The 15946-nt window shown below is 50.8% G+C and carries 15 protein-coding genes; 6 read left to right on the top strand and 9 right to left on the bottom strand.

Translation table 11 applies throughout. The features are described from left to right. Positions 1 to 23 precede the first annotated feature (23 nt). The 3 genes from dnaG to rpsU form a co-directional block, all read right to left on the bottom strand. Positions 24 to 1778, bottom strand: coding sequence for a DNA primase (gene dnaG, locus RN22_RS09680; protein WP_002537658.1), 1755 nt, complete (start codon positions 1776 to 1778; stop codon positions 24 to 26). A 123-nt stretch (positions 1779 to 1901) separates the two neighbouring features. Next, entirely contained in the window at positions 1902 to 2345 is a 444-nt protein-coding gene (locus RN22_RS09675) for a GatB/YqeY domain-containing protein (RefSeq protein ID WP_002537657.1), read from the bottom strand. A 24-nt stretch (positions 2346 to 2369) separates the two neighbouring features. Next, entirely contained in the window at positions 2370 to 2585 is a 216-nt protein-coding gene (gene rpsU / locus RN22_RS09670) for a 30S ribosomal protein S21 (protein WP_002537656.1), read from the bottom strand. Positions 2586 to 2793: 208 nt separating this feature from the next. Here rpsU and tsaD point away from each other — a divergent pair, with 208 nt between their 5' ends. Next, entirely contained in the window at positions 2794 to 3813 is a 1020-nt protein-coding gene (gene tsaD / locus RN22_RS09665; RefSeq protein WP_002537654.1) for a tRNA (adenosine(37)-N6)-threonylcarbamoyltransferase complex transferase subunit TsaD, read from the top strand. Between the two features lie 216 nt (positions 3814 to 4029). Here the strand turns inward: tsaD and plsY are convergent, their stop codons facing one another. Continuing rightward, positions 4030 to 4662 carry a glycerol-3-phosphate 1-O-acyltransferase PlsY gene (gene plsY, locus RN22_RS09660; protein ID WP_046304101.1) on the bottom strand — a complete coding sequence of 211 codons (633 nt, stop codon included), beginning with the start codon at positions 4660 to 4662 and terminating at the stop codon, positions 4030 to 4032. 194 nt (positions 4663 to 4856) lie between these two features. Between plsY and folB the strand changes: the two genes are divergently transcribed. Genes folB through RN22_RS09645 form a run of 3 tightly spaced genes read left to right on the top strand, consistent with a single transcriptional unit; the run spans position 4857 to position 6524 of the window. Further along, complete coding sequence (gene folB / locus RN22_RS09655) at positions 4857 to 5216, top strand: bifunctional dihydroneopterin aldolase/7,8-dihydroneopterin epimerase (RefSeq protein WP_039849772.1); 360 nt, start codon at positions 4857 to 4859, stop codon at positions 5214 to 5216. After that, positions 5213 to 5698 (top strand): 2-amino-4-hydroxy-6-hydroxymethyldihydropteridine diphosphokinase, encoded by a 486-nt coding sequence (gene folK, locus RN22_RS09650; RefSeq protein WP_046304100.1) that lies wholly within the window; start codon positions 5213 to 5215, stop codon positions 5696 to 5698. The genes folB and folK overlap by 4 nt, the downstream gene beginning before the upstream one ends. A 22-nt stretch (positions 5699 to 5720) precedes the next feature. Then, on the top strand, positions 5721 to 6524 hold the full coding sequence (locus tag RN22_RS09645; RefSeq protein ID WP_002537649.1) for an undecaprenyl-diphosphate phosphatase: 804 nt from the start codon (positions 5721 to 5723) through the stop codon (positions 6522 to 6524). A gap of 149 nt (positions 6525 to 6673) precedes the next feature. Here RN22_RS09645 and RN22_RS09640 read toward each other — a convergent pair whose 3' ends face one another. Then, positions 6674 to 7918, bottom strand: a complete 1245-nt coding sequence (locus tag RN22_RS09640) for a multifunctional CCA addition/repair protein (RefSeq protein WP_046304099.1) — start codon at positions 7916 to 7918, stop codon at positions 6674 to 6676. Positions 7919 to 8123: 205 nt separating this feature from the next. Here RN22_RS09640 and RN22_RS09635 point away from each other — a divergent pair, with 205 nt between their 5' ends. After that, positions 8124 to 10406 carry an AAA family ATPase gene (locus RN22_RS09635; RefSeq protein WP_046304098.1) on the top strand — a complete coding sequence of 761 codons (2283 nt, stop codon included), beginning with the start codon at positions 8124 to 8126 and terminating at the stop codon, positions 10404 to 10406. Positions 10407 to 10562: 156 nt separating this feature from the next. Here RN22_RS09635 and RN22_RS09630 read toward each other — a convergent pair whose 3' ends face one another. The 3 genes from RN22_RS09630 to RN22_RS09620 form a co-directional block, all read right to left on the bottom strand. After that, complete coding sequence (locus RN22_RS09630) at positions 10563 to 11177, bottom strand: TIGR04211 family SH3 domain-containing protein (protein WP_046304097.1); 615 nt, start codon at positions 11175 to 11177, stop codon at positions 10563 to 10565. 165 nt (positions 11178 to 11342) lie between these two features. Next, entirely contained in the window at positions 11343 to 12608 is a 1266-nt protein-coding gene (locus RN22_RS09625; RefSeq protein ID WP_002537644.1) for an inorganic phosphate transporter, read from the bottom strand. A 35-nt stretch (positions 12609 to 12643) separates the two neighbouring features. Further along, the gene (locus tag RN22_RS09620; protein WP_046304096.1) at positions 12644 to 13324 is read right to left on the bottom strand and encodes a TIGR00153 family protein; all 681 of its coding nucleotides are present in this window, start codon (positions 13322 to 13324) and stop codon (positions 12644 to 12646) included. Positions 13325 to 13550: 226 nt separating this feature from the next. On the opposite strand from RN22_RS09620, the gene RN22_RS09615 reads away from it, so the two are divergent. Then, complete coding sequence (locus tag RN22_RS09615; protein WP_046304095.1) at positions 13551 to 15077, top strand: inorganic triphosphatase; 1527 nt, start codon at positions 13551 to 13553, stop codon at positions 15075 to 15077. Positions 15078 to 15110: 33 nt separating this feature from the next. Here RN22_RS09615 and RN22_RS09610 read toward each other — a convergent pair whose 3' ends face one another. Then, positions 15111 to 15893, bottom strand: coding sequence for a potassium channel family protein (locus RN22_RS09610; RefSeq protein ID WP_002537641.1), 783 nt, complete (start codon positions 15891 to 15893; stop codon positions 15111 to 15113). Between the last annotated feature and the right edge of the window lie 53 nt (positions 15894 to 15946).

Genomic DNA, 15946 nt, shown 5'->3' with positions numbered 1-15946 from the left:
AATACAAGTATGCTGGCTAGTTTCTAGTCGGGCCGGTTGAGGATTAACAACTGCAACTCCCGCTTCTCTTCGACTGATAAGCCGACGGTATTCGATTTAGCTTGCAACTTGGCTATTTGTTGTTTGACACACTGATCCAGAATTTTGTCCAGTGAGTCTAAAAATACATCTAATACATTGTTTTCGTTGATAGGTAGTTCCCAACTTGCCAATTTGGCTAACAATGCTTCTTGTTCAGTGCCGCGCCAATGTTCCAGCAGCTGTCCTGTCGTAATATTGGGACGGGATCGGCAAAGTTCAAGCATGGTGGTGAATAAATTTAAGCCGGGGATCCCGAGCTCTTCCACACCATCAAGTGGCGGTACGTTTTCTACAAACCCTGGATTCTGTAATAACAGGGTTATCACTTCGCGCATCGGCGTGCGTTTCATCTCCGGCAAAGGTTGACGTTTTTGCGTCTGTCCTTGTCGGCTGATGAGCTTTTCGAGTTGTTGCTCATCAGGTAGACCTAGCTTCTGGCCCAAAATGTTACGTAGGTAGAGACGAAGTGTGCCGCCCGGCACTTTGTCAATCAGTGGCACAGCCAAAGTGGTGAGCTTGGCTTTGCCTTCCTGACTGCTGGTGTCGACTTGTTCCATCAAGGTGTTAAACAGGAATTCTGACAGTGACATGGCACCAGCGAGGCGTTGTTCAAAGCCTTCTTTGCCTTCCTGTCGAACCATGGAATCCGGGTCTTCACCGTCTGGCAGGAACATGAATTTGAGCTGGCGACCATCTACCAAATGGGGAAGTGCCTGCTCCATTGCACGCCATGCGGCGTCACGTCCTGCGCGGTCACCGTCGTAGCAGCAAATCACGTTGGAGGTCTGGCGGAACATGGTTTGCATATGTTCTGCGGTGGTAGCTGTACCCAGTGATGCAACGGCATAATCAATGCCAAATTGCCCCAGGGCGACCACGTCCATGTAACCTTCAACAACGAGTAATTGCTTGGGCTCGCGGTGTGCCTGTAGCACTTCGTACAGGCCATACAACTCACGTCCTTTGTGGAATATCGGGGTTTCCGGTGAGTTGAGGTATTTCGGTGTGCCATCGCCAATCACGCGGCCACCAAAACCGATAACACGTCCACGACGGTCACGAATAGGAAACATTACACGGCCACGGAAGCGGTCGTAACGGCGTCCGTTGTCGTTTTCTATCAGCATGCCGGTTGATACCAGTGCCTGCTGGCTGGTGTTGTCACGGCCAAAGCGTGAACGCACCTGATCCCATTCGTCAGCGACGTAGCCAATCCCAAACTTCTGCACGATTTCACCGGAAAGGCCACGGCCTTTGAGGTAATCAATCGCTATTTTACCCGCTTCATTGCGCAGTCCACCCTGATAGAACTGGGCGATTTGCCCCATCATCTGGTAAAGGTCGCGTTTCTGATCGCTGCGTGCATAAGGCCCTTTCGGGGCACCACCGCCGGATTGCTCTCTTGGTACATCTAGACCGAGCGAAGATGCTAATTCTTCGATGGCTTCGACAAATTCGAGGCGATCAAACTCCATGACGAAGTCGATGGCGTTGCCGTGCGCACCACAACCAAAACAATGATAGAACTGTTTCTCTTGGCTGACGGAGAAAGACGGGGTTTTTTCGTTATGGAAAGGACAGCAGGCACCGTAGTTTTTGCCTTGCTTTTTGAGTTTCACCCGCGCGTCTATTAGCTCGACAATATCGAGTCGTGCTAGCAGATCATCAATGAATGAGCGTGGGATCTTTCCTGCCATAAACCTTTATGCGTTCGGTGAATAAGAGAAGAGGGTACTCTCAGTATTTGCTACTGAGCGAATACGAACAAGCCGCGCACTCCAAAAATGGATAGCACGGCTTGTTTGCAGGTCGGATAAAAGTTAAGCCAGATTAGCTTTAACCAATTGGCTGATTTTACCCATGTCAGCTCGGCCCTGAACCAGAGGTTTCAGAACGGCCATGACTTTACCCATGTCTTGCATGGAGCCTGCTCCAGAAGTTGCGATGGCTTCTTTCACCAGAGCATCAACTTCTTCGTCGCTGAGTGGCTTTGGCATGAACTCTTCCAGAACGGAAATTTCTGCCAGTTCCACATCAGCCAGGTCATCACGGCCTGCTGACTGATATTGCGAAACAGAATCACGACGCTGCTTAACCATTTTGGTCATCACTGCCAGCACTTCGTCTTCGTTCAGAGTTTTCTGACCGTCAACTTCTTGCTGTTTAATTGCAGCCATGATCAAACGGATAGTGCCAAGACGAGGTTTGTCTTTGGCTTTCATCGCCGTTTTTTGTTCGTCTTTCAGACGTTCAATCAATTCCATCTCGCAATCCTGTATTAATCGTAATTAGTACAGGCGAACGCGACGTGCGTTTTCGCGAGCCAGCTTTTTCAGGTGGCGTTTAACTGCAGCTGCTTTAGCGCGTTTGCGAACGGTAGTCGGCTTTTCGAAGTGCTCACGACGGCGAACTTCAGAAAGGATACCTGCTTTTTCACAAGAGCGCTTGAAGCGACGCAGTGCTACGTCGAATGGTTCGTTTTCACGTACTTTAACTACTGGCATGTGCCTTTCACCTCAGGGGTTAGTCAGTTATCGCTGGAGACAGATTGACCAGCTTTGATTAAAAATGGTGCGGAATTCTAATCCGATACTAGGGTGCTTGTAAAGCATAACTGGTGAATTTGATGCCGCCCATGTAAGATTGCCGCCTGATTTAGAAACCAGCAGATCGAAAGCGGATCGATCTGTGATCCAAGTGAGCTGAGGTGTTATGCGAATTCTGGGCATCGAGACGTCGTGCGATGAGACCGGCGTGGCTATTTATGATGATGAAAAAGGTCTGTTAGCGCACCAGTTATACAGCCAGGTAAAACTGCATGCTGATTACGGCGGTGTGGTGCCTGAACTGGCTTCTCGCGATCACGTTAAGAAGACGATTCCGCTGGTTAAAGCTGCGCTGAAAGAAGCGGGCCTGACGCCGAAAGACTTGGATGGCGTGGCTTACACGGCAGGCCCAGGTTTGGTAGGCGCACTGTTGGTTGGTGCGACGATTGGCCGAAGTTTGGCTTATGCGTGGGATATTCCTGCCGTCGCAGTTCATCATATGGAAGGTCACTTGCTAGCGCCGATGCTGGAAGATAACCCACCTCCGTTCCCATTTATCGCGTTGTTGGTTTCTGGCGGCCACTCGATGATCGTTGAAGTAAAAGGTATCGGTGAATACCAGATCCTTGGCGAATCGATTGATGATGCTGCCGGCGAAGCGTTCGACAAAACTGCGAAGCTGATGAACCTGGATTACCCAGGCGGCCCTCTGCTTTCTAAACTGGCAGAAAAGGGCGACAGCAGCCGCTTTACGTTCCCGCGTCCAATGACCAATGTACCGGGTCTGGATATGAGCTTCTCTGGCCTGAAAACCTTCACCGCCAATACCATTGCAGCTAATGACAATGACGACCAAACCCGTGCTGATATCGCCCGTGCGTTTGAAGATGCTGTCGTTGATACCTTGGTGATCAAGTGTAAACGCGCATTGAAGCAGTGCGGTATGAAACGCGTGGTGATTGCTGGCGGCGTAAGTGCCAACCGTCATCTGCGTGCCAAGCTGGAAGAGCTGGCGAACAATATCGGCGGCGAAGTTTACTACCCACGCACTGAGTTTTGTACCGACAACGGTGCCATGATTGCTTACGCTGGCATGCAGCGTCTAAAAAACGGCGAGCACAATGATTTGGGTGTGAAAGCTTTTCCACGCTGGCCGATTGATACGCTTAAGCCGATTGAAGGGTAAGAGTGAAGAGCAGGGCTTAGAAGAAAAGGTCCTAGGAAAAGAAAGGTCCTAGGCCCTAGGAAGATCAAGAGCCTAGGAAGAGCAAAAAGCAGAGCTTATAGAACAGAAAAAGCGGCAACTGAATTTCAGTGCCGCTTTTTTATTTGTCTACGTTGGGAGCAATCTCTTCTAGGACCCTAGGACCCTAGGACCCTAGGACCCTAGGACCCTAGGACCTCAAACCTCTTTTCCTTCCTGCTCTTCACTCTCTGTCAGTTTCTTCTTTTTGTTCCAGATCTTTTGTTCTTCCTTGCGAAGCAGGCGTTTAATGTTTTCCTGATGACGGAAAATGATAAGACAAGAGAGCATGGCGACGGGCATGGTGAACTGGGGTTTGACCATCCACGTAAAGAGTGGGGCAAACAAAGATGCGAGAAGTGCGCCGACAGAAGAATAGCCCGTGACTAAAACGGCAGCTATCCATGTCCCTAACATCATGCCGGTGAGATCTAAGCCTATAGGTGCAATGGCACCGAGTGCAGTTGCGACCCCTTTACCGCCACGAAAATGAAAGAAGATGGGATAGATATGGCCAAGGCAGGCCGCGATACCAATCAGGCCGAGCATGAAAGGATTGACGCCCAACAGGTAGCTTACCCAGACAGGAATAGTGCCTTTGAGCATGTCGCACAGCAGCACGAGTGCCGCAGCGAGCCGACCACCTAAGCGGAATACATTGGTCGCACCTGGATTACCTGAGCCTTGTTCTCGTGGGTCTGGCAGGCCATAGAGACGACAGATCAATACTGCGCTGGATATGGAACCCAGTAAATATGCAAGTACGATCATCAATAGGCCAAAAGCAGTCATTCAGTCATCCAGTTTGAACATTCGCTAGGGCGGCGAGAACTTGGTATAGTTCGCGCACCAGACACAAAGTATCCAATTTTTTAAGGATATTGTGTAGATATAATGAGCGCTCAGGCTATTTTTGCCGTGGCGCTGGTTGAGCCGATGTTACGTGCTTTTGCGCATAATGGGTATCCGACCTCTGATATTTTTGAGTGAACATGGATTTAGTATTTATTGAGCAGCTTGAAGTCGTGACCACTATCGGCGTCTACGACTGGGAACAACAAATCAAACAGAAGCTGGTGTTTGATATTGAAATGGCGCATGACAACAAGCCTGCGGCAGATAGCGATGATGTGGCTTACGCACTGGACTATGCCTCAGTGAGTGGCGCGATTATCGATTTGGTCGAAAACGGCCGTTTTCTCCTAGTGGAACGCGTTGCTGAAGAAATTGCGGCGCTGATCCAATCTCAATTCTCTGTGCCTTGGGTTCGCGTGAAAGTGAGCAAACCAGGTGCTGTCCCTCAGGCCCGCACCGTGGGTGTGGTGATCGAGCGAGGCGCCAAGTGACTCAGGTTCTCGTGAGCGTCGGCTCTAACATTGAGCGCGAGCATCATATCTCTGAAGGTATTGCCGCACTCAGGGAACTCGACCCTCAATGTCGTTGCTCCCGCATTTTTGAAGCTGTTCCCGTCGGCTTCGAAGGTCCTAATTTTTATAACCTTGTCGTTGAACTTCATACCGAACTGAGCCTCGAAGGCATTATGGCTGCATTGCGTGAGATTGAATCGCGATGGGGTCGTGAACGCGATGCGATCAAGTTCCGTGATCGCACGTTGGACATCGATTTGCTGACTTACGGTGAGTTGTCTCAGCCTTCTGGGCCGGCTTTGCCACGCAATGATGTCTACAAGTTTGCTTTTACCCTCTGGCCATTGGCAGAGCTTTGCCCTGACCAAATCATTCCGGGTGATGACAAAACTTATCAAGAAGCGTGGGAGGCATTCTCAGAAGAACAACCCCTTTGGCCGGTGACCGATTTTTCCCTTTGATAACTATAAGTGACTTAAAACTATGAGCATGTTTGAAGCCTTTGCGCTGGCTTTAATTCAGGGTCTGACGGAGTTTCTCCCCGTCTCGAGCTCTGCGCATCTTATTCTTCCGTCAGAAATTCTAGGTTGGCAGGATCAGGGCTTGGCCTTTGATGTTGCTGTTCATGTGGGTACCTTGCTTGCTGTTGTGGGCTACTTCCGAAAGGAAGTAACGCAATTGCTGGGCGCATTCTTCCGCTCCATCTTCAAAGGCGAGCGTTCTTCTGATGCCACGCTGGCATGGATGATCGCACTGGCGACGATTCCAGCGTGTCTGTTTGGCCTTTTCATGAAAGATATCATCGAAATTTATTTGCGTTCAGCGTGGGTGATTGCGGTGACCTGTATTGTTTTCGGCCTGCTGCTTTGGTGGGTTGATGTGAAAGCCAAGTGCGAGTTTGACGAATACAAAACCACGCCGAAAATGGCGCTGTGGATTGGTATTGCGCAGGCGCTGGCGATGATCCCCGGCACGTCCCGTTCTGGCGCGACCATGACCATGGCGCTTTACCTAGGTTATACCCGTGAAGCTGCGGCGCGTTTTTCTTTCCTGATGTCGATTCCAATCATCGTACTGGCGGGTTCTTACCTTGGCCTTGGTCTGGTGAAAAGTGACGTCCCTGTCATGTGGGCGCCGATCATGACTGGTGTGCTGGTTTCATTCATCAGTGCGTATGCGTGTATCCACTGGTTCCTGAAACTCGTGACCAAGATGGGTATGAAGCCATTCGTGATTTACCGCGTAGCTCTGGGTCTCGGCCTGATGGCGTTCTTGGCGACGCGATAAAAGCCTGGGGGGCCTGGGAAAACAGATCCTAGGTCCTAGGAAGAGCAAGAGCAGATCCTAGGAATAGAAAAAGCGGCAACTGATCACCAGTGCCGCTTTTTTGTATTTGGAGTGCGGGATACTGCCTTCTAGGACCTAGGACCTAGGACCTAGGACCTAGGACCCAGGACCCTATTCCCTTCCAGATACTTTTTCACCGCTTCAATCCGCTGCCTTGTCAGCTCTTCCCGTATTGCTGGGCCTTTAAAACCAGCAGCGACAATCGGTTTCACTTCCACAGTATTAGCGGCATCAAACGCGCCGGTCAGCCATGCTGACTGCGGATAGTCACGCTCTTCAAATCCTGTGCGGCCTTGGTGATCGGCTTTGCTCGCGGTGGCGAGCTGAGGGATTTTCTCGGGTTTTCGCCAGCAGTCATTGCGGTCGAATATCTTGACGAAAGTGGCGGCTTTTAATTCACCTGCGTTGTGTACATTGGTGTGCTCGGCGCAGACCAGAAGGGCGGCGTCGCGGTAGGCGTTCGGTACACGGATGCGCTCGCACAGGGTTTTAATCGGTTTCAAACCGAGCTTGGTATGTAGCTTGTGGCTTGGCCATTCCTCCTGTGGTGTCAGCCCCTTGCCAAAATCATGAACTTGAGCAGCAAAGCGGATGACTGGGTCTTCCGTCAGTAATGCAGCTTGTCTGGCGACCATTAGGGTGTGAATACCGGTGTCGATTTCCGGATGCCACTGTTCGGGCTGAGGTACGCCGAACAGGGCATCTATCTCAGGCAGCACGACAGCCAATGCACCGCAGTCTCGCAGCACGCTTAAGAACACTTCAGGATGCAGGGCAGTGAGTGACTTTTCCCACTCTTTCCAGACGCGCTCGGCGGTCAGGGCGTCAAGCTCGCCGCTTTCGACGATTTCCTGCATCATCGCAAGGGTTTCATCAGCCACGCGAAAACCAAGATGATGAAATCTTGCCGCAAAGCGTGCAACGCGCAGCACACGTAGCGGGTCTTCTACAAAAGCAGGGGAAACATGGCGAAGCAGGCGATCGTTGAGATCTTGCTGGCCACCGTAAGGGTCAATCAAAGATCCATCTTCGGCTTTGGCAATGGCATTGATGGTCAGATCACGTCGCTGCAGGTCTTCTTCCAGCGTGACATCAGGTGCGAAATCACAAACAAAACCTGTGTAGCCTTTACCTGATTTGCGTTCTGTGCGCGCCAGTGCATGCTCTTCATGGGTTTTAGGGTGGAGGAAAACGGGGAAGTCCGAGCCCACTTGCTGGTAACCAGCATTTAGCATGGAATCAATGTCTGCGCCGACCACGACCCAGTCCCGATCTTTGACTTCCAGACCGAGGAGTTCGTCGCGAACGGCACCGCCGACAAGGTAGGTTTTCACATTACTATCCGAAATCTAAGCAATAATGTGATCATCATATACCGAAACCATGGGTCTATGCAGGCGCGAACCGTGCGCAGAATACAGGGATGTGTGTAAAAGCTGCGAACCTGTCCCTGATTACACAGTCTGAAGCTGCGACTGGCTTTACTTCATCTTTAGGCCGCGCTACCTTGCGAGCCATTGAGGGAACAGAGAAATATTCATGTACCAAGACTTTTTCCGGTTAACCGAGTCGCCATTTGCGATCGTGCCTAATCCTAAATTTTACTTTTTGAGCGAAAGGCACAAAGAAGCGCTGAGTCATGTCCTGAATGGCATTGAGGATGGCGGCGGTCTGGCGCTGTTAACCGGTGAAGTGGGGACGGGTAAAACCACCACCATGAAAGCCTTGTTGGATCGCATGCCCGAGAAAACGCAGGTCGCAACGATCCTGAATCCGAGTGTGTCTGTTCTCGAACTGCTTCAAACGCTTTGCGATGAGCTGGGCGTGGAATACAAAGAGGAAGACAGCTTTAAGCGCCTCTATGACGCCATATCCGATAAGCTGTTCAATAACGAATCCAAAGGCATCCAAACTGTGTTGCTGGTGGATGAAGCCCAGCATTTAATGCCGGATGTGTTGGAGCAGCTTCGCCTTCTTACCAATATCGAAACCTCTTACCGCAAGCTGTTAAAAGTGATTCTGATTGGTCAGCCTGAGCTGCAGCAAATGCTGCGTCAGTCTAATCTTCGTCAGCTTGCTCAGCGCATTACCGCGCGTTATCACCTGATGCCGCTGACGCCGGATGAAGTGCATCAATACATCACGCACCGTATCAGCTGCGCGGGTGGTTTGGAGCCTTTGTTTGATGGGGCTGCCATTAAGCTGATTGCCAACGAGACGGGCGGAGTGCCGCGTTTAGTCAATCTGGTCTGTGATAAAGCGCTGAAGATGGCGTTTAAAGAATCGCGCCAGAAGGTCAACAAAGCCATTGCGGCGCGTGCTTGTCAGGACGTATTGGAATGGCAGGGCGTGGTACAAAGCAAGCCACAGACTGACTACAAACGTTATTGGCCTGTTTATGCAGGTGCGATTGGTGGTGCAGCTTTACTTGCTATCGCTATTCGGGTTGGACTTGGTGTTGGCAGCGAGGATGAAGCGATTGTGGTCGCCACAGAATCTCCTGCTCCTGTGGTTGTTACTCAGCCGGCTGTTGTTGAAGCGGTTGAACAACCTGAGCCTGTTGTTGTCGTTTCTGAGCCGACACCTGTGGTGAAAGTCGAGGCTAACAAGCCGGTCCAGACCATTGTGACTTTGCCACTTAGCGAAGTGACTCGTGAGAGTCTGAGTGCAGGTTCGTCGATGCAGTCCCTTTATAAGCTTTGGGGCTTTGATGCCGATGTGTTGGCGGCGGGCTGTTCATCAGAAGTACGTGGAGAGCTTGCCTGCTTTAAAGGAAACTTACCGCTTTCCCAATTGTTGACCATCGACCGCCCCGCAGTGTTGGAAATGAACGGCACTGGTGGCCAAAACTGGTTTGCGGTGCTGTATGGCAGAGGTGACGGTCAGTTTGAATTGCTGGCTGCGGACAAACGTCTACTGGTGAGCGAAGAATTCCTGAACCAATACTGGAGCGGCGAAGCCTTGGTGCTTTGGCGTCCGCCATTGGGTAACCCTAACTTTATCCGCTTTGGTCAGCGTGGAGAGCGCGTTCAGTGGCTGGATCAGCGCCTGAATCTGGTGCTGGGCGAGAATGCGCTGGTATCTAATACCTTTGGTCAGGAGCAGCGCGTGAAAGTGCGTGAGTTCCAGCGCAGCAAAGGCTTGGATGCTGACGGTATCCCTGGTGCGATGACCTTTATGGTTCTGGACTCTGTGCTGCAAATGCCTGGGCCAACGCTGGTGGGCAGCATTGATGCTACACCGGGCGAAAAGCTGGCGCTTTCAGATGGCGAGATTGTGGTGATGCCAGATTCAGATGTCTTTGAACTCGCGCTTGAGCCTTTGCCGCAGCCTGTCATTGAGCCGGTTGTGGTAGAAGATATTGCTCAGTCTGAGTCGTCAGAGCCTGAAGTGGTAGAAATCGGCAGCACAACCTTTACCGCGCCGAATCAAACGCAACTGAAAGGGAATGACGAGCTGACACTGGAAGATTTGGACTTGTCTGAGCTTTCCCCTGAGCTGGCACAGAAAGTCGAAGCCGCCATGGGCAGTGATAAGTCTCGTACCCTGGAAGCGAAATTGGACCGCGCTCAGCCAGAGAGCAATGTCGTGCCGATTGCTGAGCTGAATTCTGCGCAATTGAACCGTTTGCCTGCGATGGACTTTCAGACCCATATCTATACCTCGAATGAGAGTAATCGTTGGGTGAAGGTCAATGGCAAAGAAGCCCGTGAAGGTCAGTTCGTGGCAGATGGTGTGTTACTTCGAGGCATCGAGCCCCAGCAAGTGGTGGTGCAGTTTGAAGATGCGCTTATCGCGATTCCTGCGCTAACAACATGGTAATGCAAGAGTTCGCGTCTAGAGTTTTTTCCTAGGTCCTAGGTCCTAGGTCCTAGGGTCTGGGAAAAGTAGTAAAAGCCAAACGCTGTCGCCTTTTACGCTGACTCAAAAAACAAAAAAGCCGCTTACGCGGCTTTTTTGTTGTCGTTCGATTATCGCTTACGCCCAACCATTATTACGTTTCTTGCGGCGTGGGATCAGGTGCGGCAGGATAAGACCAAACAGCAGGCCACCACCGGCAACCATGCCACCGTAAGCAAAGTAGCGCATCAGAAGGTCATCTTTCTGAGTGTCGATACGTGCGCGCAGTTCGCGGATTTCGGTTTGCGCATCGATCAGCTTCTGGTTCAGTTCGCTGGTGTGTTGCTCCAGCTCTTTCACCTGTGCGTTACGCTGATCCAGAGATTCAATCAGGCCTTTGGTTTTTGCTTCGGCATCGCCTTGTGCACTCGACAGTGCCTCTTTCACTTGCTTAAGCTCTTCTTCCAGTGCAGGTACGCGAATTTTCAGACCAGGTTGTTTAGAAACATACTTGGTTTCAACCCAGCCTTTACGACCACGATCATCAATAACTTGGGTGTAGCCAGCGTTACGGTTACTGTCCACAACTGTCACTTTCGTGCCCGCATCCACACTGCCGATAATGCGGTATTGGGTGCCCGGGCCAGAATGCATGTAAGTGAAAAGCTCATCTGAGATGTAGTTGTCCTTCGCATGTGCAGCATGGACCGCCAGCATCATAAGTACAGCCAGGGCAGAGAAAAGTTGCTTCACGGAGTATTCCTTTGTTTTGGTCGTGATAGATAAGACTTATAGGATTCAAATACTAAAAAATTTTGGGGTTCAGGTACAACAAAAGGGAGGCATAACCTCCCTTTTTTGACCGAAGACTGACATCACTGCACAAAAACGTGACTGAAATGCCTTTCTTAGTTTGTCTTATACGCCGAATGCAGCCTGCATGACGTAGAAGAAAATCACCGCAAGCAGCGCACCGGCTGGCAGGGTGACTACCCAGGACGCCACGATATTACGCACCACACCAAGGTTCAGTGCACCGATACCACGGGCAAAACCAACACCTAACACCGCACCGACCAGCGTTTGCGTGGTAGAGATAGGAAGGCCCGTACCAGATGCCAGAACAACCGTTGATGCGGTTGCCAGCTGAGCCGCGAAGCCACGGCTTGGCGTAAGTTCAGTAATACCAGAACCTACGGTCGCCATCACCTTGTGACCCAAAGTTGCCAGACCCACTACGATACCGATACCACCCAGCGGTAGAATCCACCATGCAATGGTGCTCTTCTCGGTGATTTGGCCCATGTGTTCAACGGTAGAAACGATAGCCGACAGTGGACCAATCGCGTTTGCTACGTCGTTTGAACCGTGTGCGAATGCCATCGCACAGGCGGTTACGACCATCAACAGGCTGAACACGCGCTCAACACCTTGATAGCCATTTGCGCTTGCCGTGTCATCTTTGTATTTGCGGCTGATGTAGACGTAACCGAACATCATGATCAGAGAAGAAACCGCAATGGATACCATCACTGCTTCACCGGTAGAAAGATGCAAGCCGACGTGCTTCAGACCCTTCTTGATCGTCACCATAGCGATAATCATCGCTGTCAGGAACATGTATACCGGTACGAAACGCTTGGCATTGATCAGCGGTTTGTCGGTATCAAAAATCAAACGCTGGGCGCTGACAAAAATCGCGTAAGCGAACACACCGGAAATCAACGGCGTGACAAGCCAGCTGCCTACGATGCCTTGCACGGAACTCCAGTCCACCGCTTCGGTACCCACAGACACACAGGCGAAACCGATGATCGCACCGATGATGGAGTGGGTCGTAGAAACCGGCCAGCCCATGTAGGACGCAACCAGAAGCCAGGTACCCGCTGCCAGTAGCGCAGACATCATGCCGTAAACCAGCACTTCAGGTTGGGAAGCGTAAAGCGACGTTTCAATCACCCCTTTTCGGATGGTGTCTGTCACTTCACCACCGGCCAGATAAGCGCCGGCGAATTCAAAAATCATCGCAATGATGATGGCTTGTTTAACGGTCAGCGCTTTAGAACCCACTGACGTACCCATGGCGTTGGCAACGTCATTTGCACCGATACCGATAGCCATCATGAAACCAAAGACTGCGGCCACCAAAATAATAATGGTGCCGTAATTCGCTAGGATTTCCATTGTTTTACCTTGTTATCTCTTAGATGAATGGCGCGTTACGAGCGCGACAGCATCAGCTCTAGACGCGAGCCAACACGTTGTGCCTGATCAGCGATAGCGCCGACCCATTCAAGAATCTTGTAAAGGAACATCACATCAACCGGGTTGTATTCACTCTCGATTGACATCAATTGCTGGCGAAGTTTGATTTGCATTGAGTCAGTATCGCCCTCAATGGTATCCAACTGGTGGATCATTTCTTCAACCAGAGTGACTTCACGTCCTTTAAAGCCAGTTTCCAGCAGTTCATCCAATTCACTGATAACGCGACGTGCCTGTTCGGCAGCATCCAGACAACGTTGCACGTAAGCGACGAAGTCGGTGTAGAGCAAGGAAGGGACTTGGAGTTGTCGACCAATCACGCGGCCGGCAATATCTTTGGCGAGGTTTGCAAGCTTGTCCTGTTGGATAAGCAGGTCGAGCATGTCAGTACGATCTACCGGGAGGAACAGACCGCGAGGCAATTTGAGACGGATTTCACGTTTGAGCACATCAGCTTCTTTCTCAATCGTGGAAATCTCGTGGCGCAGTTGTTCTGCACGATCCCAATCGCCTTTCTCACATGCTTCAAAGAAAGGGACCAACAGTGAACAGCAGTCATTAACGCGGCTCACGTGGCGTTGCAAAGGTTTTAAAGGGCTCTTTGCGAACAGCCCAACAATTGTATTTACAGGCATAGCCGTATCTACCTAAAAGACCTGTCCAAAGGATCAGGCTAAATATTACACCGAAAACCATCTGATTATTTCAGGAGTATGGCTTTTTGGTGACGCGATGGTTATTTAGGCGGCGAATGTTATCGTAATCACATTTGTATTGATACCGTTTCAGATCAATGAAAGTCTCTTGCTCGACTTAGCGAATATCCATATCCTTGTTCTGCTATTGGTTATAGGTACCTTTATGGAAACTGAGATAGAGCTAAAGTTTTTTGTTTCGACGGATTTTTCACGACAGATTCGGGACAAAATTGCTGATTTAAAGGTATTGCAGCAACGCCAGCGAGACCTCGGCAATATTTACTATGACACCCCGGATTACCTGCTGCGACGCCATGATATAGGCCTTCGTGTCAGACGTTATGACGACGTGTTTGTGCAGACACTGAAAACCGCAGGACGCGTTGTTGCAGGACTTCATCAACGTCCGGAATACAATGCAGAACTGGACTCTCCGGTTCCTGACCTTTCCTTGATCCCTGCCGATGCTTGGCCAGAAGGTTTAGACATCGAAGCACTCAGTGCTAACCTGAATCCTTTGTTCTCTACTGATTTTGAGCGCCAGCAGTGGTTGCTTGCGATGCCTGACAGCAGCCAGGTAGAGTTGGCTTTCGACAGCGGCGAGGTCACAACGGAAGAGGGCGGTTATGACCCGATTTGCGAAGTAGAGCTTGAGCTGAAGTCTGGTCAGACGGATGCGCTGTTTGTATTGGCACGCGAACTGGCAGAAAACGGCGGCCTGCGTTTGGGTAACCTGAGTAAAGCCGCCCGTGGCTACCGCTTGGCGACAGGCTACGAAGGCGAGCCAGTGAAACCGCTGACCATGGTCAAAGTGAATGGCCAGATGACGGTAGAGCAATCATTTGTGAAAGCGCTCGAGCATGCGCTCGACCACTGGCATTACCATGAGCAAATCTACGTAGAGCGTCCTGAACAGAATGCTATCTTCGAGATGTGTAATGCAGTGTCGCTTATCCGTCAGGCTCTGGTGCTTTACGGCGGTCTTATTCCCCGTCGTGCCAGTGCGCTGCTTCGTCAGGAGCTGCAATGGCTGGAAGGGGAGCTGGAATGGGTTTATGAAGGCCGTGCCATTGAACGTCTTCTCGACGACAAAGGTCACTTCCTGCGTAAACTGAACGCGCAAAAGCCGTTGATGGCGAAACTTTCTGATCGATACGACGAATTGCCAGAACGCGCTGAAGTGCTGGAACTCCTTCACTCAAGCCGTTACTGCAACCTGTTGTTGGATCTAAGCCGCTGGATTCTTACCCGAGGCTGGCAACCGTTCCTGGATGACAAAGCCCGTGAGAAACTGGGTGAGCAAATCCGCCAGTTCGCTAACCGCTCGATGGCCCAATCCTGGGATGAGCTGTTGAGTGTCTTTGCGGAAGGTAATGAGCTGGATCGTTTTGCGTATCTGGATCAACAGCCCCGCCTGACCCGAAACCTGATGTCAGGGTGCTGTGTTGCTGCCCTTTATGACAGTGAAGAACGTGAAACCTTCCGTCTTCCTTGGCTGGATTTGTTGCAGGGCATTGAAGACTTTCAGCTGCTTGAGCCGGTCAGAAAGCTGGCTGATGATGAAGATTTGGAAGAGGAAGATCGCGCGCAGATCGAAAAATGGCTGGGTCGCAAGGAAGAATCTTTGCTGCATGCCATGATGCAATCGCGTCAGATTGGCCTACAGCTTGATCCCTATTGGGATATCTAAATTCTGAATATCGAAAAATAGCGCCTGATGGCGCTATTTTTTTGCTTGTTGCGGAGGTGGTTTGTCCTCCAGCTTGGCTTCAATTGCCGCAAGACGCTCCAATATTTCAGTTTGCTGCGTGAGAATCAGTTCCAGCGCTTCGCGGCGGCGTTCTTCTCTTTCCTGCGCTTTCTTCTCCGGCTTAGTGACATAGGAAGTCACAAGGCCGGTGATGGCACCAAAAATCCCCACGCCACACATAATCACTATTACCGCGACAGCGCGCCCTGCCGGCGTCACAGGGTAGTAATCGCCATAACCTACTGTCGAGATGGTGACAAACACCCACCAGATAGCATCAGTCAAGCTGGTGATGTTGGCTTCGACCGCGGGGCTTTCAAACGCAAATACCGCGGCAGAACCAGTGGAAACAAGAACCGTCAGCAGCAACAGAATGGTCGCCATGGTGGTTTCGTTTCGGTTTTCGCTCATGTAGGTGAGCAGTGACTGACTTTGTTGAATAAGGCGTATGACGCGAAAGATTTGAAAAATGCGGGCGAAACGCAATGCTTCGACCACAGGAATGCTGGCGAGGATATCTATCCAATGTGTTTTCAAATAAGTGACTTTGTTATCACTTTTAAGAAGATGTAGGGCGATTTGTAGCAAAAATATCAGACAAATCAGCGTATCGATGCCTAGCAATAAGGTATAAAGAGGGTCGCTTTTAGGCAGCAATAAAATGGTAGTGACCACACAAAGTGAGACAAAGGAAAGCAACAGACTCAACAATCCCATCGGATTCAGATCTAAGTTTTTCGTTTCGGTCTCGCTCATCACTCAATAAACAACCTGTGCTGCCGTTAGTTCTTTAGGGCTCAGCATCTCTA

The organism is Grimontia sp. AD028 (assembly GCF_000973155.1).
Taxonomy (GTDB): Bacteria; Pseudomonadota; Gammaproteobacteria; order Enterobacterales; family Vibrionaceae; genus Enterovibrio; species Enterovibrio indicus.
The sequence above is the reverse complement of the archived record's forward strand: the minus strand, read 5'-3'. Positions and strand labels throughout refer to the sequence as shown.

What these genes read in the sequence shown, in the direction of transcription:
- dnaG (WP_002537658.1), bottom strand. Translation starts at nt 1,778, where the DNA reads ATGGCAGGAAAGATCCCACGCTCATTCATTGATGATCTGCTAGCACGA.
- RN22_RS09675 (WP_002537657.1), bottom strand. Translation starts at nt 2,345, where the DNA reads ATGGAATTGATTGAACGTCTGAAAGACGAACAAAAAACGGCGATGAAA.
- rpsU (WP_002537656.1), bottom strand. Translation starts at nt 2,585, where the DNA reads ATGCCAGTAGTTAAAGTACGTGAAAACGAACCATTCGACGTAGCACTG.
- tsaD (WP_002537654.1), top strand. Translation starts at nt 2,794, where the DNA reads ATGCGAATTCTGGGCATCGAGACGTCGTGCGATGAGACCGGCGTGGCT.
- plsY (WP_046304101.1), bottom strand. Translation starts at nt 4,662, where the DNA reads ATGACTGCTTTTGGCCTATTGATGATCGTACTTGCATATTTACTGGGT.
- RN22_RS09645 (WP_002537649.1), top strand. Translation starts at nt 5,721, where the DNA reads ATGAGCATGTTTGAAGCCTTTGCGCTGGCTTTAATTCAGGGTCTGACG.
- RN22_RS09635 (WP_046304098.1), top strand. Translation starts at nt 8,124, where the DNA reads ATGTACCAAGACTTTTTCCGGTTAACCGAGTCGCCATTTGCGATCGTG.
- RN22_RS09625 (WP_002537644.1), bottom strand. Translation starts at nt 12,608, where the DNA reads ATGGAAATCCTAGCGAATTACGGCACCATTATTATTTTGGTGGCCGCA.
- RN22_RS09620 (WP_046304096.1), bottom strand. Translation starts at nt 13,324, where the DNA reads ATGCCTGTAAATACAATTGTTGGGCTGTTCGCAAAGAGCCCTTTAAAA.
- RN22_RS09615 (WP_046304095.1), top strand. Translation starts at nt 13,551, where the DNA reads ATGGAAACTGAGATAGAGCTAAAGTTTTTTGTTTCGACGGATTTTTCA.
- RN22_RS09610 (WP_002537641.1), bottom strand. Translation starts at nt 15,893, where the DNA reads ATGAGCGAGACCGAAACGAAAAACTTAGATCTGAATCCGATGGGATTG.